This is a genomic window from Streptomyces sp. MspMP-M5, from assembly GCF_000373585.1.
Classification (GTDB): domain Bacteria; phylum Actinomycetota; class Actinomycetes; order Streptomycetales; family Streptomycetaceae; genus Streptomyces.
This window is the reverse complement of sequence record NZ_KB891917.1, coordinates 28,140-48,717: the sequence shown is the minus strand read 5'-3', so window position 1 is coordinate 48,717 and position 20,578 is coordinate 28,140. Positions and strand designations below refer to the sequence as shown.

The following is a 20,578-nucleotide window of genomic DNA, read 5'->3' as shown; positions in this document are numbered from 1 at the left end:
CCTCCCGAATGCCCCAGCATCTTCGCCAGCTCGGTGACGCTGAACTGTGAACCGGCGTGATCCGCCAGGATCTTCGCCACCCTCGCCCGCAACTCACCCGGCCGTGCTTTCGACGATGCGGCGAAGGAAGTGGGGGCGGCGGATGCGGGTTGCGGCTGAGCCTGTGGGTGAGGCTGGGGCTGGGACGGCGTGGTCACAGGTGACTCCGTTCTTGGTCGCCGGAAGGGGCGGTCGGCTACTTGTCGGCGGGCGGTGCCTGGCGCGGCACGTCGGGCCGTCGGGGCGGCTGGGCCGGGCGGGGCAGGGACTCGACCGGGCGTCTGGGTCGGGGGATGCGGGGGATCACAGGGGCGTTGTCGTCCGAGGCGTGCCACATGGCTCTCTCCGTTTCGAGGGATGGGTGGGGGCGGTGTTCGGCGGCCTTTAGGCGTTGGTGCGCCGGACTTGTCTTTGGCCGCACTGATCCCGTGCGCGGATATCTTCCGCGAGAGAATTAGCGGGATTTCCCGTTCCCGTTTCCCGGGAACAATTCAAATATAGCTCGGCCCACATTCCAGCTAAAGCCGGATTCGGCTTGATAATGCTGGACTTCTCGCGAATTCACGACGAGAATTCAGGTGAATTCCGAAACGGGCGACGCAAGGCGTCGTGGTTAACGGAATGGACGACCGTTTCCCAGGTGGTCCGCGTGTGTCGGCCCCCGGCGCGGCCCCCGGCGCGCTCGGCTACGCCCGGGCGCCGCCGCGCCTCACAGGCACTCGGAGCTATGCGGTTCCGAATCCAGGACCGTACGAAGAATGTCCATGGACGGTCAGACGGCCAGGGGAACGGACGATTGTGCGGCCGGGGGCCGGCATAGCGCGGAGTTCACGGCCGGCCCGGGCTTGTCACAAGTAGATCGGGATGCATTGCTGCACCGATATACAGTCGCCCTCGCCCGCAGGTGGCTCGCCCGGCCCCGACCTGCGGTTACAGGCCCGGCGGGGTGTCATATCCAAGCGCGTACACGAATGCGACAGCGGATACGGTGTCTGGAACGACGGGGGAACCGCCATCGCGCCACCAGCCGGGACTGTCAGGCCCATAGGGCAGTGACCTGCGGTTTTATCCCATCTGGTGAGAGTGGGACCTGGGTGTGATGAGGGCCTGGGTAGCCGGGTCGGGTTCGAGGTCGAGTTCGGCGAGGTGGCGTTCGAGGCGCGCGTAGGTGCGCCGGGCGGCATCATGACGGCCGGCGGCCTGGTGGAGGCGGATGGCGTGTTGGGTCACCCGCTCATGATCCGGGTGAAGGCTCCCCAGGTGCTCCAGAAGCGCAAGGACGCCGTCCCGCTCTTGCGGGCCGGTGGCAGCCTGTTCGGCTTGGCGGGCCAGGCGGAGAGCAGCATCGGTGGCCTGCATACCGAGGTGCTCTCGAATCGCATCAGCCCACAGATAGTCAGCGCCTTGCGCGAAGGAGCCGCGGTAGTGGCCCAGCGCCTCTCGTACTGCAGACAGGGCGTCATGTTCTGAATCCGCTGCCGCAGAGAAAGCGTTCTTGAGAGTTCGGGTGAAATCCGCGAGGTCGGTTTCCACGAGTTGCGGATGGAGTTTGTGAAGCTCTCCTTGGCGCAGGATAAATTCCTGTGCGGTGATCCCAGTTGCCGCGCGCAGGACGCGACGTACAGCGCGGCGAAGGTTCTTCAGCGCGTTCTGCTCGTCGTCAGGTTCGATTTGGAGTTTGTCGGCGATGTCGGAGGTCAGAAGTCCGGTGGGGTGGGCGGCGAGCAGGGCGAGGAATTCGTGGACTTCGGGCCTGAGGTTGGTGCCGACGGGGTCTTCGTGGCCGCGGGCGTAGAGCGTGACCGGGCCGAGGACGTGGAGGCGAACGGGCTTGGTCTGTTGCGGACGGGAGGCGGTGGTGGGGTGCGGGCTGGCAGGGCCCGGTTCGCCCTCTGACTCGTCGGTGGCACCGGATTGCGGCTGGCTGCCTCGCGACGGTGGGCGTTGGTCGGGGAGGACGCGCAGGTGGGGGCGTTGACCGTGGGCGCCGAGGAGGAGTTCGGTCATGTCCCGGCCGGCGTCGGGCGTGAGGCGGAACAGCTCCAGGTGACTGGGGTGTTGGGGGTGTGTGTCGGGGCGGGTGGTGGTGCCGTCGGTGGCGATGTTCCAGTGCTCGGCGCCCGGAAGTGGGGTACCGAGGGTGAGCACGGTCAGGATGCCGGGTCGGCTGCGGGCAGCCAGGGCCTGGACCTGTCCGATGCGGGCGGCATCAGGTGTGGCCAGCAGGAGCAGGGCGCCGGGTTCGGACTCGTCGGCGTTGTCCGCCGTTGCTGGGCCGGCCTTCGGCATGTCGCGGTCGTGCTGTGCACGGGCGTGGATAACCAGGCGTTGTTCGGCAATACGGACCGCTTGAGCAGTGTCGGCAGTCTGGGTCACCGCGCTGAACTGCCGTGGCAGGCCAGGCAGCAGGCAGTCGGCGAGGTCTTGCGGGACAACGGCCTTCACATGGGGAGCGGCAGGGCATTGACGTTCGGCGGCGGTGAGGATGCCGGTCAGCAGGGCGCGGGCGGCATCCTCGGCTCCGGGGCCGGTCCAGGTGCAGCCGCCGGTGGTGGCCAGGACGTCGAGGGGTACCTCGGTGTTGTCGCTTACCCCAATGGTCACCGTGTCCGCGCTACGGGGTGCTTGGGGTGGGGTGCGGCGGGTGATCAGGGCCTCGGGGTCGCGGGGGCGGCGGGGTTGTGCGGCGGCGTGCGCGGCTTGTGCGGCCTTGTCGACCAGTGGGCTCAGGGCGGGTACCTGGGCGTCTGGTTCACGCTGGCGACGCTGGTGCACGTACCAGTAGCGGCGCGCGGCCAGGAGCCCTGCTGCCGCGGTGATGCCGATCAGGCTCGCCTCCCCGAACCCGATGGCGGCCGGTCCCGGCGCTGCCTCCGCCTCTTCCTTGCGGCCCGAGGCGCGGTCGTCCGGTCGTGGTGTGGAGAGGGCGTGCGGGCCAGTGACCTGTTGGCTGGTAGCGGGGCTGTGTTCTGGGGCCGGTCGAGGTGGAGTAGGCGATCCAGACGAGGGCTTTGATACGGAATCTGGCGTGCGGTCGTCGGTAGCGGGGGGAGCTGCTCGCGAAGCGGAGCCGTGATCGCTAGTGGGGATCGTCAGTCGCCAGCCGGCCTGGAGGCGGTCCGGATCGTGAAGCCGAGCGCCGTCGCTTTGCACACGGTCCTTGTTGAGGGCGTAGATCCGTGGCCATTTGAGCGCGTCACCGAGATGTTCGGCGGCGATGTCCCACAACGTGTCGCCTTCCACCACCGTGTACTCGATGTGCCGGACCGCTTTGGCACTGGCCCGAGACTCGGTGGCCTCCGGACTGGACAGCGTCACCGTGGTTGCGGTGCCAGGTGTGGCTTGCTGCGCCACCACGGGGTTGAGGGGAGCTGTCGCGGTGATCCGGTGCGGGGCCTCGTTCGTGAAGGAGTGCTGCTGGGCGGCGGCTGTCGCGGGGCGCCAGAGGCTGAGCAGGGCGACGACGAGGGTGCCGATGCACAGCGCGGCCAGCGAGCCCTTGAGAGACAGGTTGGCCACGTGGTCGCGGTGAGTGCGTCGGTCGTGCAGCAGTTGTGGGAGGTGGGCGGAGTACCAGCAGACTTCGCGGATCACGGTGAAGGCGAAGGCGGCCCAGCACACCCAGCCGACCATGGCCAGCAGGTCGATGACCAGGGGATCGCTGATCGGCTGTGCGAGTCGCTCGCCCAGCTCGTGCCATGAGTGGACACTGTCGGGCCAGGGGATGCCGACCGCCTGCCACAGCACGTAGGGCATGCCGGCCAGCAGGGCGAGGGTGAGGGCGAGGGTGCCGATGGCCGTGACGGCCGCGGTCAGGCGCTGGCGTAGTGCGACGTGGTGGGTCATGGCCGGGTGGCCTCCGCGGCGGACGTGGTGAACGGTCTTTAGGGGGTGGTGCGTTCGGCGTGCGAGGTTGCGGTCGCGTGCAGGGTGAGGGTGCGCAGGCCGACCAGCTGCAGGATCTGTGTGCGGTAGTGGTGGGTGACGTGGACGGTGACGGCGTTGCCTCTCACAGTCGCGCTGCCGCTGTCTCCGGCGGAGGCGACGTGGGCGCGGGCGGCGCGGGCAGCTTCGGCATGGACGAGCCGGACCTCGTCGTGGTGGCGCAGCTGGCCGGTGTCGAGCTGCTGGGCTCCGCTGCGGGCGGCTTCCTGCGCCACGTCCAGAGCTCGGGCCTTGCCGGCCAGGGCCAGGCCCCCGTCGACGACGATTCCGGCGAACAGCCAGAGCGCGGCGGCGACGCCGATGACGAAGGCCGTGGCCTGTCCCCGGTCGTCTCCCTGTACGAACGTGGCGCGGACGCAGGCCAGATGCCTTCGGAGACGTGTCTTCACGATGCTTTGCCTCTAAAGGTGTCGACGACAGAAAAGGCCGTGCCGGCCAGGCGTACGTGGCCGGGCATTCCGGTGTGGGTGAGACCCCCCAGGTCAGCCGTGCAGGAAACCGCCGTCGAGATGTCGGAACCCGGGGTGAAGCCGCCGGTTGTGACGCGGACGCTCGGATGTGCGCAGCTGGCGCGCGCTTCTTTGAGCGCCGTCATCGCGGCGTGGACGGCCTGACTGCGGGCCGCGCGCTCGGTGCGAGCCAGGGAAGCAGCGCGGGCGGCCTGGTGGGCGGCGTCCGCCACGACGAGGCGTGCGTCGGCAAGCCGCCCCAGAGCCACGACGACGAGCAGCATCAGGACGAGTAGCGGGGCGACCAGCACCAGCTCCACCGCCGCCGAACCGCGATCGTTCGTATGGCGAGCACGAGGTTCCTGGAGCATCACGGCCGATCTCCGGTTGGGGTGGTGAGGCGTTCGGTGGGGCCGGAGACAGTGCCGGATGCGCGCAGGCTCAGGCCGGGCACCACGGCCATCACCGTGCCGCGGACTCGCACGGTGGTCTGCGTGGCGTTTCGGTCCACCGTCACGGAGGGGGCGGTCAGGATCCGGCTGCCCAACGCTGCGAGGCTGCGCCTGGCCTGGGCTCGGCCTTCCGTGGCCGTACCCTCCTTGGTGCGGGCAGTGGCCAGAGCCCGTGAGGCGGCGTACTGGGCGATGTGCCGGGCGTGCCAGACGAGCGCGAACTGCACCACCATCATGGCCAGAAGCAGCAGAACCGGCACGACCAGCACCAGTTGCGTGGTCGCCGCTCCCCGGTCGTCGCGCCGCCTGCACGGGAAAGCGGTCACATCTACCCCAGGTCGATGGACTTGGCCTTGGCCGTGACCTTGGCGACGATGATGCCCACCACGCTCAAGGCCAAGATGACCAGCAAGGCGGTGATCAGGACGGTTTCGGTGGTGTAGCCGGCGTCGTCGCGTGCGAGTCGGCGGACCTGGGCCAGGCGGGCCCGCAGCAGATGGGCCAGAGTCTTCAGGTCGGGCATGACTGTCTTTCTCCTCGTTCTCTTACGGGCTTTTAAGTGACAGACAGCACGTGGGCGAGGGCCGGGTATCCGATCAGCAGCAGGAAGGCAGCGAACAGTCCCACCACGGGCAGCGACATCTGCTCGGTGGCCGCCTGTGCCGCCCCGTCGGCCTCGGAGACACGTCGCCGTCGCATCGCTTTCGCCTTCGCTCCCAGCGAGCTGCGGACCTTGGCACCCTCGCTGCCGGCAAGGCTCAGCGTCGAGGCGAGTTCCACCAGGTCGGAAACGTCCAACTGTCGGCCGAGTTCGCCTAGATGGCCCCAGGGACTGGTGCGCGTGAGCTGGGCGACGTGCAGGGCGTGGCGCAGGGCGCCGGCTGCCCAACCTTGCGGCGCGGCGATGGCCTGGGTGAGGGCTTGCTGAACGCCGGCGCCGCCGGCGAGGGCGATCACGGTCAGGTCCAGGACGAGGCTGAGCGTGTGCCGCATCTCCCGGCGTCGCCTTTCCGCCTGCCGCCGCAGAGTCAGGTCCGGGACGAAGAACAGCGCCGCCGCCAAGGCGAGGGAGCCGGCCAGCGGCACCCACCACCCGGCCGCAACATCCGCCCCCAGCCGCAGCAGGGCGACCACAGCCCATGGCGCGACCAGCCCGGTCATCGCGCACGTCGCCTTGCCCGCGAGATGCTGCTCTTCATCCGTCCCGCACACGGCCAGGTCCGCGCGCAACGAGCGGGTGGGGAAGCCGAGCGCCCGCACCAACGGCACGGCCCGCCGCCCCAACCGGGTTGCCCACTCCATCTCCCCCGCTTCGGGCGTCTGCGAATGCACGACCATCACAGGCGCGTTGAGTGTGTTGAGGATGTCGGCGAGCGCGGGTCTGGGAGGACGCAGACCATAGACGAGGGTGGTCGCTCCGGCGCCGAACAGTGCTCCGAGCAGCATGACGATCACCGTTGGCCTCCCGGTGCCGGGCTCGTGCCGGCGACTGCGGCGGGGGTGATCAGACGGATGGGCTCGTCGACGCGGCCGATCGCCGACAGATAGGTGAAGCTGGCGGCGAACAAGCCCCCCACCATCGCCAGTACGGCCTGCCCCGTCCACGTGTTGAACGGATCCAGGAACGGGCGATTGAAGACCACCATCCCCACCGCCATCCCCAACGTGACGATCACCGTGACGCGCACGCCGGTCCGCACGCTCGCCCGACCCGCGTCGACGCGCTGCCGCATGGCCACCTGCTCTCGCACCGACTCCGCAAGCTCACCCAGCAGCGGCGCCAACTGCCCTGCTTGCTGCTCGGACGCCATGACCAGCGCGGCTACCACCACATCCGCCAAAGGATCGTCCACCTCCACGGCGAACGCCCTCAGCGCCGCGGGCAGCGAGCGGCCCGACCGGACAGTCGCAGCCAGCGTCCGCATCTCGGACTCGAGAGCGGCCGGCGCGATGTCCGCCGTCGCCAGCACTGCTTGCTCCATGCCGGCCGCGGCGGAGAGGGTGTCGCGCAGCATCTCCGTCCACGCCGCCAGCGCTTCCATTCGCTCCGTACGCGAGGCCGTCGCACGGTCCGGGCCGAGCAGCCCGGGCAAGGTCAACACGGCGACCGTGGTCAGTACGGCCGCCACCGGCCAACCCGTCAACGCGCCCACGATCACCCCGGCCATCACCGCGATCACGACACGTCGCGAGGACCAGTCTGCAGGCCACCGCTCGGCCAGTCGGCGCCCGAACCCGGGCTCCTCCTCGCGCGCCGCCCGCCGGGCGGCGCCGTACCCGATCGCCACCAGCCCGAGGCCGCAGACCGTACCGCAGCCCACCGCCACCGCCGTCACGGCTCCCGTTCCCCAGTTGAACGAGGTCATCACGCCGCTCCCCACCACGAGGTGTCTGCGCGCTGCGGCTGCAGCCCGGCCGCGACCAGGTCGTTGAGAGTCTCCGTGCGCAGCGGGGTTGCGGGAACGGCCCGCCCTTCGGGACCTGGGCGGTAGACCTCGTTGGAGACGATCTGTGCCCCGTCGGCGTCGATGACCTCGCGCACCGAGTCGATCGCCCGCCGCCCCTCCGTATCCCAGCCCAGGTGCACGACGAAGTGGACCGCGGAGGCGACCATCAGGTTCGTTGCCTCCAGCGACAGCCGTTCTGGGGCTTGTGCTGCGTAGGAGGCGAGTTTGGTGAACACACCGCGCGAGGTGGAGGCGTGGATGGTGGACAGGGAGCCGTCATTGCCCTGTGACATGGCATTGCACATCGGGATGACCTCGGCCCCGCGGATCTCCCCGACGATGACCCGGTCCGGAGACATCCGTAACCCCCAACGCACCAGCTCCGCCTGGTCGATACCGCCCTGCCCCTCGATATTGGGCTCCCGGGCCTGCATCGCCACCACGTTCGGATGCGCCACCGGATCGGCGTCCAGACCGAGCTCGAAAGTGTCCTCGATCGTCACCAGCCGCTCCATGGGCGGAATCTCATGTGCGAAGGCCCGCAGCACGGTGGTCTTGCCGACATTCGTCCCGCCACCGATCACGATGTTCTTGCGCGCCCGCACCAGCGCCGTCAAGAACTCGGCCAACTGCTGATCACACACGCCAAGCCGCACCAGCTCGGCCATCGACGCCGCCGGGAAACGGTGGCGTCGAATGGTCAACGACACCCTTCCCGTGACGGCCATCACCGCGAACAACCTCGACCCGTCGGGAAGTTGCAAGTTCAGCCGGGGAACACCGCGGTCGAAGCGCCGCTCCTCACTACCCGTACCGGCCGCGAGGGTACGGACCATGTCCACCAGCTCGGCATCCGAGCCGGCCACGGGACGCTCGCGGCGCCACTGTCCCACCGCGTCCTTGACCCACACCACGTCGCAACCGTTGACGCAGATGTTCTCGATCGATGCATCGGCCAGCAGACGCTCCAAGCTGCCCGTGCCGAACAACCCGTCCTTGACGGCCTGCGCAACCCGCTCCTCAACGGTCGGGTCGACGACCTGACGGCCCTGTGCGAGAGCCTGACGCCGCTGGGCCCCCAGTTCCTCGGCCAACAGCCGATCCACTGTGGCCCGGCGCGCCGCCTCGTCCTCCGCCGGCAACCCCGCCGACTCCCGTTCGCCGGCGTACTGCGCCAGGCGGGCCACCACCCGCTGCCGCACAAACCCAGCCAACTCTCCCTCGCCACCAGTGGCTACCGCTCCCGGCGACATAAGCCCTTCGCTCACGACGCGCTCCCGTCATCTACCGGTACTTGCACCGGCCCCGGCCGCCACTGCTCGACCACCTTCAGCCCAGCGTCGCTCTCCGCCGTCCCAGCCAGCTGTCGAGCCAGCACCTTCACGGCCGCCATCAGCGGTGGCACCCGAAGCCCCGTCGTCCGCAACGCCCCACGCCTACCGCGGCTCATCGCGCTGACAGCCTTGGCATCCCAGGGCAGGAAGACCACCCGCTTGATACACAACGCCTCTGCGATCTCCTTCGCCGGATACGGGCACGGCCCGACCACGGCCAGCGTCAACCGCCCCGCATACGCCTCGGCCTCCAGCCCGTACGCGGACACATGCGTCAACGGCTCCGCCCCACCCCTCGCCACCAGGACCACCTGATCAGCAGCCCGCAGCAAGGACGTGGTCTCCTCACCAAGCCGCCCGACGTCCAGCAGCACCGTGCCCTGGTCACCCTCCTCCCCGAGCAGTACGCCCCGGCCGCCCTCGGTGGCCAACAACCGCACCGCCCCGGTGCACGGGCGTCGCCCAGGCACGGCCACCACCGCCCGCACCCCGAAGGGAAGTTCGCTCACCGCCCCCAACAAGGAACCCGGATGCGGCTTTCCGACCGTGGCCGCCACATCCAACAGCGATGGAGCAGGGGGGCAGTCCGAACCGCATCATCAGGTCCCCACCAGACCCGTCCGCCTCCACCACCACCGGCCGAACCCCACCATCCGCCTCAGACGGCCACGCGGCAGCCAACGCCAGCGCTGTCGTCGTCACCCCCGGCGCACCGGTAACCGACCCGACAATCACCAGGCGCCTCACGGAGCTTCACGTCCCTGGGCGGACAGCACCACCACACGCGGATGCTCCAGCTGCGCGACCCGTCGCGCAGCCGCGGTCTCCACCAGCACCGTGATCACCCGAGGCCCACCCGCCGACTCCGGCGCCCGCACCCCCGTCACCGTGCCTGTCACCGCCGAGGTCGGCGCCTCATCGTCGCCTCGCACCTGGCCGACACCAGCCGGCCCAGGCAGAACCGCCACACGTTCTCCCCGGGAGAGATCCGGCGGTGCACCTCCCTGCTCCACAGCGAACGCCACCTGCGAAGAACCCAGCGGTGGGAATCCGGCACGCGTTCCTACCTGTCCTGGCGCCAGCAGCGCCCCGGCTACAAGCGGCACGCTCGCTCGCCGCCCCAGCACCGTCCCACGGTCAACGGCCGGCACGACACCTGCCTCCGCAGCCACCTCCACCACCCGCAGATCTGCCGGCTTCAGCACCTCTCCCACCGGCACATCGTGCGCCAGGACCAACACCCGATCCCGTTCCCCCACCACCTTCGCCACCATCGTGAAACCCACGGCCGAGACCACCACCGCCCCCACCCCGGCCCACACCCAGCCCAACCGACGTCTCCGGCCCCCTGTCGGTGTCGGCTTCCGCTCCGGACCCGGCCCGCGCGCCCCCGGCACGCCGGCCCCGACGCTCTTCGGAGCTGAAGAAGACAAGGAGGTACCCACAATTCTCCCCACAGAAAGAACATTCCGACTTCCACCGAGCGGTGTCTTTAGAACCGAACCGCTCGTTCACGCGGCCCGTCAGTGCGTCACGACGGCCTGGACCTCATCGACGACCAACGGCCGCTCAGCAGCCATCACCAGTCCCGGCACCACCCCGGACTTCCCGCCTCCCTCCCACTCCACGTCCCAGACGACCTGCACCTTCACCGGGAATGCCTTGCCTGGCATGGAAGTCGACGCCTGCTGATACGTGTAACCACAGTCGGGTGAAGACTCTTTGGGGTCGAATCGATCCGAGTAAGGCGTCCCCGGGCCCCGACACTCCACAACGGCGCCATCGCCCATCGACCACACCGCCTTCCGCGGCCGGGCCTTCGCCGTCACGCTCACCCCGTCCACGGCTGCCGACGTTGCCACCGAGCCCCACGTTCCCTTGTCCACCCATATCCATGTCGGCACCCGAACCACCTGAGCAAGGTCCTCGCGGGGACTCGTATGGATCACCGGCTTCGGCAACCGCAGCCGCGACACTGCCTGCCGCACGATCTCCCTCACCCCGGCCTTCCGCCGCCCGCCCGTATCAGGTGCTTTGGCATCCTCACCCTCGACACGCGGAACCATGCCCTTTCCAGCGGCCAGCAGACCAGCAGGGACTTCGTCGCGCTCCCACCCATACGACAGGGCGCTCGTTGCCTCGTCGATCGGGTTGCCACCGCCATGCCCGGCCGACTGTTCGTGCTGCTGCGGTGCGGGCGTGCCCTTCCCACCGCCTGGGGGCTTCGTGATGCTCTTCGCCACGGCGTCGCAGCCGCCGGGGGCGCAACTGACCCCCGCGGCAAGTTGGGTCGTCCCGTCAGCTCTTGCCACCGAGATCGGCGCCCTCACGACCCAACCACCAGCGAGCGCGACCGCCAGCGTTGCTGACAGCGCTGGCCGCAGCGAGGGCATCAGCACGACCCGGCCTGGTGGAGGTAGAGCTTGGATACCTTCCACGTGCCGCCATCGAACCGCACCGTCGCGTCGGCTTTGGTGTGAATCCCCGGCACGTCGTTCTTCAGCTCGCCGTTCAGCTTGTAAAGCAACCACCTTGTGCCGTCCACGCAGTCCCGCAGTGTGACCTCTTGGCCAGTCGCCGACACCACTTGCGGGTCCACCTTCGGCGCACCCTTGCTGACGACCTGGTCTTGCTTGGCCTTCCGCATGCTGTACTTCATCAATTCGAGCGCTCCGCCCGTAGCGTGCACGCGCAACACCGGGGACATCGCATCGGATGTCTCTGACGCTTTCGCGAAGTCACGCCACATGGCCCGGTAGACAGCAAGTGCGTCTGCGTGTTCCGAGCTGGGCTTCTGGGACGGTGTCGAGTCACCCGTCCTCTGGGGGCGCGGTGTGGTGTCGGACGCGTTTCCCGCACATCCGCCCACAAAAGCCAGAACAGTGGCAGCTGCGCAAGCCCAGCCGATTTGCCGCCTCAGTCGCCCATCGCGCATTACGACCCCCACCTTCCATCACCGAACGAACCTAACTAACCACTCTCTGTCACGAAATTGCAAGTTGGCGCTACCGAGCGCCACGCAGCCCACCACAAGAGGAAGCGCCCCTCCTTATCTCCGCATGAGCCATTGACCGCGGTGCGCCCCCAAAGAGCGTGCCGGTCGCCGCCCGGGCGGGCGGCAACCGGCACGGTGCGTCCATCAACGACGGCCTCAGCTCTCGGCGACCACTATCCAGGCCACCTTCACCCCTTCCCTCCTCCGGGACACAAACCCCCAGGCCCCACAGGTGAGTTGATTGACGATATGGAGACCCCTCCCTCGCTCCGAAAGCACTTCGAGCAAGGCATCGATGCCGCCCCCACGCTTCTCTGGCGCCGGTTCGAACGGGGCAGTCGCCGGGAAGCCGGGAACCGCGGGAATGCGGGGATCCCGATCCACCACTTCGCAGATCAGGTCCGCCGCGGTGAAGCGCAAGCGCATCTCGTATGGGCCAGGCGCGTGCTCAAGAGCATTGGCGATCAGCTCGGACGCCGCCAGTACGGCGTCGACGACTGCCTCGCCTCCGTACCCGAGTTCGTCCAAAGCGCAGCTCAGGGCAGCCCGGGCGCGCTTCGCTGCATGAGGCGTTTCCCGGGTCCAGCGCCACAGGACGTGGACACCGTGCCTTCTCTGGTACAGCGGCTGGGTCATCGTCGACCCCCTCGCGCGGCATGCCGCCCCCGGGTGACGCGGCGGTGGCGGCCGCGCCCCGGACGTACGCACATGCTCGCTTCGCAGCCCGCGTGGGTGAGCAACAGCGTCAGGGAGACGGCGACGAATAGGACAGGGGTCATTCGGAAGACCTCCACGGTGGTCGCGGCCGGAACGCGACCACCGAACCGTGGTGCTTGCGAAGAGCGGAACCCACTGGTCAAGAGGTCTTTAGCGGCGTTTCAAGCAACTCTGGCGAAGTGGCGGTACGGCTGCATGAGACGGTTCGCCGAGCTTCACGCCGATGGATGATCTTGATCTGAATTCGGCACGTAAGCCTTCTGCACTCGTTCGTTCGGTATGCGCAGAAACATGATGATTTCGATGGTTCTTGCCGCGCTCGCTGCGTTGGGCGGCACACAGCCGGCGGAAGCCACCGGGTCGGCCACTCGGCTGGGGAACCGGATCACCGTGTACGGGGACGGATTGCACGTGGACAGCGTGACCACGGCCCGCACGCCGCACCGGATTCAAGCCCAGGCATTCCTGACGCTCCGCGAGAACGGGAAGTGGAAGCGGAACCTTCGAGGTTGGACGCCGGCCAACACCACGGGCGATACCGACCACACGAGCTGGAGCATCAACGAGAACTTCCCCAACGGCTCGCGACTGTGCACTGAGTGGAAAGACCTTTCGGGCCGCGTTCTGCCCGGCATGGCCTGCATGATCATTCACCGGTAGAGCGCAACACGGGTGCGGGGCCGTCGTTACCCGGCCGCGTACCCAGCTGTCGCTGCCTGTCGACCGACATGTCCGCAGGCGACGCAACCCCCGTCAACAGCGTCTCCCGCAGGCCGGCACGGGCGGCCCTTGCACCTACGCGCCCAGGGACTCGATCATGTGATCGTCGAGGTCGGCAACCCAGTCCTCCCGGCGCCAGGGCCGCAGCTCTCGTCGGGCCCGCCGTAGCCGGATCATCGCTACCCGGCCTCCCGTCGCCGACGCGGCGTCGACGCATGCGTGCAGGAGCGCGGCTGCCGACTGCGGGTCGCCGAGACGCAGCCGGGCCATTGCCTGGTCAGAGGTGACGATGGCTCGCTGTACCTGCTCACGCGGCCGGGTCAGGGCCGCCGCAGAACGGGCGAACTCGTCGTGCGCGGCGGCTGCGTCGCCGACATGCAACGACGTCACACCTTCGAACCCGCGCAGGTGTGCGGCCGTGAAGGACGATGTCGCTGGATCACCGACGCGGTCACCGTCGAGGTCGTACCAGGCCAAGGAGAGAGCCGCCCGCGCCTGCCGCTGCGCGTGCCCTCCTCCCGCCCGCGCGATGATCTCTGCCTGCAGCGCATGGGCACGAGCACGAACGGTGGCGCTTTCGCCGGCACGGGCATCGCGCACCGCAGCGTCGACGAGACAACGAGCAGCTTCCAATCCCGGCGTGGAATACAGCGTGACCAGAGCGTGGCTCATGTGCACCACGGCTCGGCGCCACGGCGTCCCGATGTTCCCCGCCGCCGTGGTGGCGGCGGTGTACAAGTTGTGCGCAGCGATGTCATCGCGTGTTTCGAAGGCGAGACGGCCGGCAAGGGTGTACGTCTGCGCAGCGACCGTCCACAAACCCGGCAGCAACGGCGCGGGTACATCGCTGGCAAGCAGCCGCCGACATGATTCGACGACGGGCGCGAGGAGGAGTTGCAGCCGCACGAAGGGCAGACTGCCCACCTCACGGTTCACGTCGCTGACCGCGGTGCTCATCACTTCGAGCAGCGCCTCGTCCGCCTGCCCCGGATCCGCGAGCACTTTGGTGAGGGTGGTGCGCGCCTGTGGGCCAAGCAGGGCGAGCAGGTCGAAGCCGGCGTCCGTCGAGGTCCGAACCAGCAGGCGGCGAAGTTCGTCTACGGCTCGCTCGCTCTCACCGAGGTGCCGCAGAGCATCGAGCAGCTCAGCGAAATCGGAGCCGGCACCAAGGGCCGTCTCGCCGTCGGGGCACCGGGCGTACAGGTGGGCGAGCAGCAATTGGTACCGCTCACTGGGCAGGATCGGACTGGCACTCTCCCACCGGGCGACGGACCGCTGAACGCTGGCGACACTGCTGCCCATGGGTTGCCCAAGACGGGCGGCCACGTCAATCAACGCGCGGGCGGTGTCGGCCAAGGACATGCCGCGGCTGCGGCGCAGCCGCTTGAGTGTGGCCGCACCGAGATGGCGATCGTGCTCGCTCATGTCCCCATCATGCCCGGGCCGTTGGTCACACGGGGACGATCAGGCGAGGCTTCCCGCCCGCCGCGGCATGATTGATCGTCTGCCACGTACCGGACGTGCTGTCACCTTCGCCGAGAGGGAACCCGATCACCATGTCGGACCGGTCGACCATGTACTGGTTGCGGGCATGGTAGGCAGGCGACCGCAGCTCCGAAGCACGCAGCTCGATGACGTTCGTGATCCGATTCCGGCACTGGCTGATCGCCTCTTGTGCCTCGGTCGGCTGCTGGTCGATAGTCCCCGGCACGACGATCGTGATCGCGGACTGCGCATTGCTGGCCAGCCACAGAAGCGACAGCGAGTCGATCCCCTTCGCTCCGCCGATATGGAAATGGGCGTCGTCGTTTGCGAACGGCCCGAGGTAGCAGGCGAAGAGGTCCGTGTACCAGGTGAGTTCGTGGCATGCGGTTGACCGTGTGCCGGTGATGGTAATGCTCAGAGCCATGATCAAGTCCGTGTCATAGGTTGTCAGCTGCCGTGTCCGTTCATGTCACGGTGCACTAGAGCCATGGACACGAGCAACGACTCGGCCGCCATTCTGGCCGAGCATCTCGAAGCGAACGGTGTCGCAGTCGTCTGGGCTGACTCAGCCGCCGTCTCCGTTTCGCATCCGCTGAACTCAGCAGTCCACGAGGACGTTACCGCCGTCAATGGCCGATACGTCACGGCCTACGGGTACGAGGTCGGGCAATACGGCGATGAGCAGGAAACTGCCCACCGGGTCGCGTACCTCGTAAACGCCGGCTCCAGAGGTGAGTCGCTACCGGTCGATGTCGAACTCATCAGTGCGACCATTCAACGCGCGCTCCGTCTCGGGTCCGGCCGACCGGACCCAGACGCGCTGACCGAGTTGGAAGAGGAATTGCGTGGGCACGTTGCTCTCCTCCTCCCTGAGGTACGTGAGTCGGCTCGATCTCTGTGGCCCAACAGCATCGAAGCGCACCGGCTGCACGCTCGTCTCGATGGAATCTGGCGGCAGACCCAGCGGAGCCTTGGGCGGGGCGTACTGTCCGCTCAAATCCGGGTGCACCAGCTCGCTCGGGATTGCCAATACCTGCTGGCCTGGCACACAGCGGGGTCGCGGCGATGACAGTCACGCGCGCCCCGCTGGCCTTCGTCTACGACCGGTGCGCCAGCCGCTCTCACCGCCAGCTCCACATGCGGCTGGAGGGCTGCCACCACTACGCCGAGCGCATGGGCTGGGGCCTTGCCGGCCGCTGGTTCGACCTCGGCGACCATGCACTGAGCACACATCGCCCGCAGCTGGACAGCATGCTGGCTGCCATGCGGACGGAGGCGGGTCGGCGCGAAGTGGTGTGCCTGGTGCACACCTGGGAGAGGCTGGCCACCGACGCCACGCACCGTCAGCTGCTTCAACGGCGCATCGTCAAGGTCGGCGGTCGGACGGCCACGACGTTCGGCGACTGTGACCGGCCTACACGGGGTGCCGTTCTCCTCGGAAGGCATCCGTGACTCCTGATCACCGGCGCATGCTCACCTATCTGACGTGCCTCGTCGCGCTGACCCTTGTACTCACCATTGGCGTCATCGGCGGAGGTCATGGCTAGCTCAAGCACCTGCATGCACTCCAATTCCATCCGGAAGTGGGCATACGTCCGAGATGGAAGGAGTACCCCGGCCCGGTGAACTACCTGTCTGTCAGACCTGCACAGTCGCCCTCATCACCCCGGCAAAGAGGAGACCATCGAATGACCATCAATCCCGCTGTGGGAGATGAGGTCGAGTACGCGCCAGACCGCGTTGCCATCGTGACGGACATCAGGGAGGACGTAGTGATCCTCCGGAGGCCGGGGTACCCGGAGTGGCCGGCGACCGATCCAAAACAGTTGCGGGTAAAGCGCACGCGCGCACAGCGAATTGCAGACGTCACTCCCCGGTGAGCTGACGGCAGACGAGAGCGGGCCGGTCAGCCGGCCTACCTGGCAACGGCCTCAGTACTCCCGCCACAGCGGCCCCGCAACCCACGGTACCGAGAGAGGGTAGGCAACGTGTTCAGTCGCCGGCTTCAGCCACCCGCCTCTCCAAGCGTGAGCGCATGGCCGTGGCCCGGGGATCGGTGTACGGGATCAGGTAGGTCAGGGCCTCGGCCCAGTGGGTGCGAGCCGCCTCCGGGTCTTGCGGGTGGACGGCAGCGGCCAGGTGGTCGAGCTCCACGGCGAGCTCCCACTCGTCCCCGAGGTCGCGGTGGACCGCTGCGGCTTGTCGGTGGAAGGCAGCGGCCTCGCTGCAGCGGTCCATTGCGGCGTACGTCTGGCCCGTGCCGCGCCAGGCCAGGGCTTCACGGCTGCGATCGCCGAGGCGCCGGTGGAGCAGGGCCGACTGCCGGTAGGAGGCCAGAGCATCGCCGTGCTGACCGGCGGTGCGCTGGATGCCGCCGAGGGTGAGCAGCCAGAAGCCCTCCAGTCCACGATTGCGCAGGCTCAGCGCGATGCCGAGGGCTTCGTCGATGGCCTCTCGGGCGGCCTCGATCTCGTCCCGCTCGCGATGGAGTTCTGCGGCGAGCCACAGGGAGTTGCCGACGCTCTGCTGGTTGTCCAGGGCGCGGTGTGCGGCGAGGGCGGCTTGGATCGCGGTGTCCGCTTCCCCGAGGTGGCCTGCTTCCAGGTGGGCGCCGGCCAGGTTGGACTGGGCTGAGGCGGCCCAGCGTTCGCCTCCTACGTCGCGGAAGATACCGATGGCCTCTACGAAGTGGGCGGCGGCCGCCTCGAGTCGGCGGGTGCGCAGGTGGATGAGGCCCAGGAGGTTGAGGGCGTGCGCCTCGTCCATCCGCTTCCCCGCGGTGCGGGCGAGAACGAGGGCGCGGTTCAAGAAGGCGACTGCCTGGTCGAGCTGGTTGACGGAACGGTGGGACATACCGAGCTGGTTGAGCAGCAGCAGCTGCCCGTCTGTGTCGTCTGCCTGCTCGGCGGAGGCCAGGCCGATGGGTGCGAAGTCGAGCCAGTCCGCGAAGGCAGCGGAAGCGGACAACGCGTTCCAGAGCGTTGCGGTGAGCTGCCAGGCGTGCTGGTGTAGCCCGGCCGTGGCAGCGGCTCGTACGACGTGTGGGAAGGTGGCGCGTTCGCGTTCTGCCCAGTCGGCGGCGGCGTCGTAGTCGGCGAAGGCCAGTGGCGGCAGTTGAGTGGTCGCCTCAGGTAGCGGTAGATGGTCCTCGCCGGGTTGGAGCCATGTCTGTGCCGCGTCGGCAGTGTGCAGGTACCAGTCCAGCGCGCGGCGCAGGGCGGCTTCGCGCTCCTCGGCCGGTTCCTCGTCGTGGGCCTGGTCGGAGGCGTAGGCGCGCAGGAGGTCGTGGAACTGGTAGCGGTCGGGGCCGGTCTGCTCCAGCAGGTGGGCGCCGACGAGGTCGTCGAGGAGCTGGCGGGCGCGGCTGCGGGTGAGGTCGGCGAGCGCGGCAGCCGCGTGGAGCCCGAACTCGGGTCCCGGGTGCAGGCCGAGGAGTCGGAAGAGGCGTCCCGACTGCGGTGGCAGCGCGCGGTAGGACCAGGCGAAGACGGTCCGGACGGCTTCGGCCTCCTCGTCGATTCCCGTGCTGAGCGCGTCCCAGAGTGCGGACTCGTCGTGCAGGTCGGCAAGCAGGTCATCAAGGCTCAGGTGCGGGTGACTGGCGGCGCGCTCGGCTGCTATCCGCAGGGCGAGCGGGAGGTGTGCGCACAGCCGAGCCAGCTCCGTCAGCTTGTCCGGAGCGTCACCCGGGCGGTAGTCCTGCGTGACGGCCCGCAACAGTGCGACGGCCTCCGGCTCGGGAAGCGTGCCGAGGGTGATCCTGCGAGCGCCGTCGCGCACGGTGAGGCCTGCCAAGCGGCTGCGACTGGTCACCAAGACCAGATTGTCTCCGCTGCCGGGAATCAGCGGCCGTACCTGACCGACGGTGGCAGCGTTGTCGAGCACGATGAGCATCCGACGGTCAGCGAGGAGAGAACGGTAGAGCGCGGCCGCGTCGTCCACATCCTGCGGTACGTCGCCCGAGGGCACGCCGAACGCGGTCAGGAAGCGGCGTAACGCCTGCTCTGCGGTGACCGGCTCACGCGGGTCGTAGCCCCGCAGATTCACGAAGAGCTGCCCGTCAGGGAAGCGGTCCTTGACCTGGTGGGCCCAGTGCAGGACCAGGGAAGTCTTGCCCGCCCCGGCCGTACCGGCCACCACATGCACAGAGACGACGAGCTGACCGCCATCTCGCCCCGTCAGGACGGCGTTCAACTGCCCGAGTTCGACAGTGCGGTTGACGAAGGCATGCACGTCCGCAGGAAGCTGCCGAGGGGTAGTCAACGGGCGGTCAGGTGCTCCCGGCGCCTGATGGAAGTGAACGCCACCGGAGACACTCCCGGCCTGGACCACATCTCGAGACTCTCCCGAGAGGTCGTTGGTCGAGTCACCGGACCACCCGTTGGCGCCTGCCGACATGCCGCTGAATGCATCCCTTCTGGTCAGGCCGCCGGTGGCGGCGGAAGCGGTGCGACGACACGGTCGAAATAGGACACGATGTCCTCCGCAGCCGCGTAGGCGCTCCGCACGTACGCCACCCACGAATCGACAACATCCGGTTCAGTGAAGCGGATCGCACCATCCGGCACCCCGGAATCGGTGTACAGGACGCGGAAGAGCACCTCGCCGTCCTGAATGGTCAGCTCCGGAAGCAGTCCGTCGACCTCAGCCGCGGCGACCGCCTTCGCCGGCAGGATCCGCACCCGCTCCCCGTACTCAGCACTGATCCGCAGAGAATGCAGCTCCCACTGCACATACGGCGTCAGCGGCTCCTCCACCACGCGCACCCGGTGAAACACCGAGCCACGGGCCTCTTCATCCGCTTGGATCCCGCGTAGGTTGTCACGGCCCTCTTCGAACAAGCGCAGTGCGGTGGCCCAGTCGCCACGTCGCAACGCGTCCCGTGACGGACTACCTACCTCTTCGAAGTGCTGTAGCCGTTCAAGCTTCCACGAGTCACCGTTGCGGATCGCCGCATCCCTGGCACGAAAATCGCGAAGATACTCCTCGTTGCCAAGCCGCCGGCCACGCTCCACGGGGAGGGCCGGAGCATGCACGTCAAGCATCGGGAATGTCCGGCTTCGCTGCGATGAGCATGTTGCCCGGGATGACGACGAGCCGTTCGTCATCCCCGAGGGTCACGCCCTCCGGCAGGCGCGAACCGTAGTGGTCGGTCACGTCGCGGCCGATGACAGCGACATCGCCGTTGCTGAGCTGCCAGATGTCCGGGCACTGCTCCCGGCCCTGCGAGTTGCCCAGCTCTTCCGCCGACTTCCCCAACCGCTTGACGAATAACGCCGACAGGTCAGCTTCCCAGGCTCGGGCCACGACGAGCCACCTCCAGGTCCCCGCTGTAACGGAATGCCACGGGCACGATACCGTGCGAGACGGGGCGCGGGGAGTGCGAATTCACGTCGCTGCGGAGAACGGGTAGCTCTTGAGAATGCCGGGCGTGCCGCCGAGCGGATACATCAAGGGCCATGATCGCTGGCTAGGGAGACATTCGGGGGCCGTAGGGCACTGACATCTTCAGTAGAGGTACTCGCGCCACCACTTCACCACGACTGAGCCGTCTCCAGCGCCCTCGCTGGCACAGCTCGGTATCCCACCAGAGACAGGCACTGCCAGCGCCCCAGCCCGCCCGCCGCCCAACTTCACGACTTTCGACGGCCTTATCCGCCACGCGCCGTCAGTGAGCCCCGCGCGAGACGCGGTATGAACCGCTCCTAGTTCCCATGTTCCACGTCCCACGCCGGGGGCACACCAGGTCAGGAGTCCTTCCGTCCAGCGGCCGGGAGGGCTCCTGCTCGTTGGCGGCCCGTACGGTCTTCGCGTCGCCCAGTATCGCGGCGGCCTGGGGCCTGGAGGCCAAGGAGCCAAAGTCCGACCGTCCCATGCCGGTCAGCGGCCGTCTCCACGCCGCGCTGCGCGAAGTGGTAAGCGCGGCCTACTGGGTCGGGCTCGGGCAGCAGGGCCCACGGGCCCTGCTGCCCTCACCTCCGCAGCGGGGGTGGTC

Annotated in this window: 22 protein-coding genes and 1 pseudogene; 4 read left to right on the top strand and 19 right to left on the bottom strand. The window is 68.3% G+C overall.

The features are described from left to right. From B073_RS48260 to B073_RS41425, 14 genes and pseudogenes are all read right to left on the bottom strand, one after another. Nucleotides 1–197 (bottom strand): annotated as a pseudogene (locus B073_RS48260) (hypothetical protein); the annotation flags it as partial. 907 nt (nt 198–1,104) lie between these two features. Next, a complete protein-coding gene (locus tag B073_RS0129010) occupies nt 1,105–3,885 on the bottom strand; it encodes a BTAD domain-containing putative transcriptional regulator (protein ID WP_018541593.1) in 2,781 nt (926 codons plus the stop codon). A 38-nt stretch (nt 3,886–3,923) separates the two neighbouring features. After that, entirely contained in the window at nt 3,924–4,373 is a 450-nt protein-coding gene (locus tag B073_RS0129005; RefSeq protein ID WP_018541592.1) for a pilus assembly protein TadG-related protein, read from the bottom strand. After that, on the bottom strand, nt 4,370–4,753 hold the full coding sequence (locus tag B073_RS0129000) for a TadE/TadG family type IV pilus assembly protein (RefSeq protein WP_018541591.1): 384 nt from the start codon (nt 4,751–4,753) through the stop codon (nt 4,370–4,372). The genes B073_RS0129005 and B073_RS0129000 overlap by 4 nt, the downstream gene beginning before the upstream one ends. Nucleotides 4,754–4,803: 50 nt before the next feature. Beyond that, nucleotides 4,804–5,211, bottom strand: coding sequence for a TadE/TadG family type IV pilus assembly protein (locus B073_RS0128995; RefSeq protein WP_037813044.1), 408 nt, complete (start codon nt 5,209–5,211; stop codon nt 4,804–4,806). Nucleotides 5,212–5,213: 2 nt separating this feature from the next. Beyond that, complete coding sequence (locus B073_RS0128990) at nt 5,214–5,408, bottom strand: hypothetical protein (protein WP_018541589.1); 195 nt, start codon at nt 5,406–5,408, stop codon at nt 5,214–5,216. Nucleotides 5,409–5,440: 32 nt separating this feature from the next. After that, nucleotides 5,441–6,340, bottom strand: a complete 900-nt coding sequence (locus B073_RS0128985) for a type II secretion system F family protein (RefSeq protein ID WP_018541588.1) — start codon at nt 6,338–6,340, stop codon at nt 5,441–5,443. After that, nucleotides 6,337–7,251: a type II secretion system F family protein gene (locus B073_RS0128980; protein WP_051094238.1), complete on the bottom strand. Its 915-nt coding sequence runs from the start codon at nt 7,249–7,251 to the stop codon at nt 6,337–6,339. The genes B073_RS0128985 and B073_RS0128980 overlap by 4 nt, the downstream gene beginning before the upstream one ends. Beyond that, the gene (locus B073_RS0128975; protein ID WP_018541586.1) at nt 7,251–8,600 is read right to left on the bottom strand and encodes a CpaF family protein; all 1,350 of its coding nucleotides are present in this window, start codon (nt 8,598–8,600) and stop codon (nt 7,251–7,253) included. Before B073_RS0128975 ends, B073_RS0128980 begins: the two co-directional genes overlap by 1 nt. Next, nucleotides 8,597–9,175, bottom strand: coding sequence for a hypothetical protein (locus B073_RS46735; protein ID WP_234025190.1), 579 nt, complete (start codon nt 9,173–9,175; stop codon nt 8,597–8,599). The genes B073_RS0128975 and B073_RS46735 overlap by 4 nt, the downstream gene beginning before the upstream one ends. A 234-nt stretch (nt 9,176–9,409) precedes the next feature. Beyond that, a complete protein-coding gene (locus B073_RS0128965) occupies nt 9,410–9,967 on the bottom strand; it encodes an SAF domain-containing protein (protein ID WP_234025189.1) in 558 nt (185 codons plus the stop codon). A 222-nt stretch (nt 9,968–10,189) separates the two neighbouring features. Beyond that, nucleotides 10,190–10,909: a hypothetical protein gene (locus B073_RS0128960; RefSeq protein ID WP_234025188.1), complete on the bottom strand. Its 720-nt coding sequence runs from the start codon at nt 10,907–10,909 to the stop codon at nt 10,190–10,192. A 149-nt stretch (nt 10,910–11,058) separates the two neighbouring features. Beyond that, the gene (locus tag B073_RS0128955; RefSeq protein ID WP_234025187.1) at nt 11,059–11,325 is read right to left on the bottom strand and encodes a hypothetical protein; all 267 of its coding nucleotides are present in this window, start codon (nt 11,323–11,325) and stop codon (nt 11,059–11,061) included. A 492-nt stretch (nt 11,326–11,817) separates the two neighbouring features. Further along, a complete protein-coding gene (locus B073_RS41425; protein WP_026247828.1) occupies nt 11,818–12,297 on the bottom strand; it encodes an ATP-binding protein in 480 nt (159 codons plus the stop codon). 372 nt (nt 12,298–12,669) lie between these two features. Here B073_RS41425 and B073_RS0128945 point away from each other — a divergent pair, with 372 nt between their 5' ends. After that, nucleotides 12,670–13,038 carry a hypothetical protein gene (locus B073_RS0128945; protein ID WP_018541580.1) on the top strand — a complete coding sequence of 123 codons (369 nt, stop codon included), beginning with the start codon at nt 12,670–12,672 and terminating at the stop codon, nt 13,036–13,038. A gap of 135 nt (nt 13,039–13,173) precedes the next feature. On the opposite strand, the gene B073_RS0128940 is transcribed toward B073_RS0128945, so the two are convergent. Continuing rightward, entirely contained in the window at nt 13,174–14,523 is a 1,350-nt protein-coding gene (locus B073_RS0128940) for a hypothetical protein (RefSeq protein WP_018541579.1), read from the bottom strand. Between the two features lie 25 nt (nt 14,524–14,548). Beyond that, nucleotides 14,549–15,007 carry a hypothetical protein gene (locus tag B073_RS0128935; RefSeq protein WP_078508230.1) on the bottom strand — a complete coding sequence of 153 codons (459 nt, stop codon included), beginning with the start codon at nt 15,005–15,007 and terminating at the stop codon, nt 14,549–14,551. 63 nt (nt 15,008–15,070) lie between these two features. Between B073_RS0128935 and B073_RS46730 the strand changes: the two genes are divergently transcribed. From B073_RS46730 to B073_RS0128920, 3 genes are all read left to right on the top strand, one after another. Beyond that, the gene (locus tag B073_RS46730) at nt 15,071–15,652 is read left to right on the top strand and encodes a DUF6415 family natural product biosynthesis protein (protein WP_158690243.1); all 582 of its coding nucleotides are present in this window, start codon (nt 15,071–15,073) and stop codon (nt 15,650–15,652) included. Further along, nucleotides 15,649–16,035, top strand: a complete 387-nt coding sequence (locus B073_RS0128925; protein ID WP_018541576.1) for a recombinase family protein — start codon at nt 15,649–15,651, stop codon at nt 16,033–16,035. Before B073_RS46730 ends, B073_RS0128925 begins: the two co-directional genes overlap by 4 nt. Nucleotides 16,036–16,271: 236 nt before the next feature. Beyond that, nucleotides 16,272–16,463, top strand: a complete 192-nt coding sequence (locus B073_RS0128920) for a hypothetical protein (RefSeq protein WP_018541575.1) — start codon at nt 16,272–16,274, stop codon at nt 16,461–16,463. A gap of 112 nt (nt 16,464–16,575) precedes the next feature. Here the strand turns inward: B073_RS0128920 and B073_RS0128915 are convergent, their stop codons facing one another. From B073_RS0128915 to B073_RS0128905, 3 genes are all read right to left on the bottom strand, one after another. Beyond that, nucleotides 16,576–18,816 carry an ATP-binding protein gene (locus tag B073_RS0128915; RefSeq protein WP_018541574.1) on the bottom strand — a complete coding sequence of 747 codons (2,241 nt, stop codon included), beginning with the start codon at nt 18,814–18,816 and terminating at the stop codon, nt 16,576–16,578. Between the two features lie 188 nt (nt 18,817–19,004). After that, nucleotides 19,005–19,628, bottom strand: coding sequence for a DUF6879 family protein (locus B073_RS0128910; protein WP_026247825.1), 624 nt, complete (start codon nt 19,626–19,628; stop codon nt 19,005–19,007). Continuing rightward, complete coding sequence (locus tag B073_RS0128905) at nt 19,621–19,890, bottom strand: hypothetical protein (protein ID WP_018541572.1); 270 nt, start codon at nt 19,888–19,890, stop codon at nt 19,621–19,623. Before B073_RS0128905 ends, B073_RS0128910 begins: the two co-directional genes overlap by 8 nt. Nucleotides 19,891–20,578: the final 688 nt, after the last annotated feature.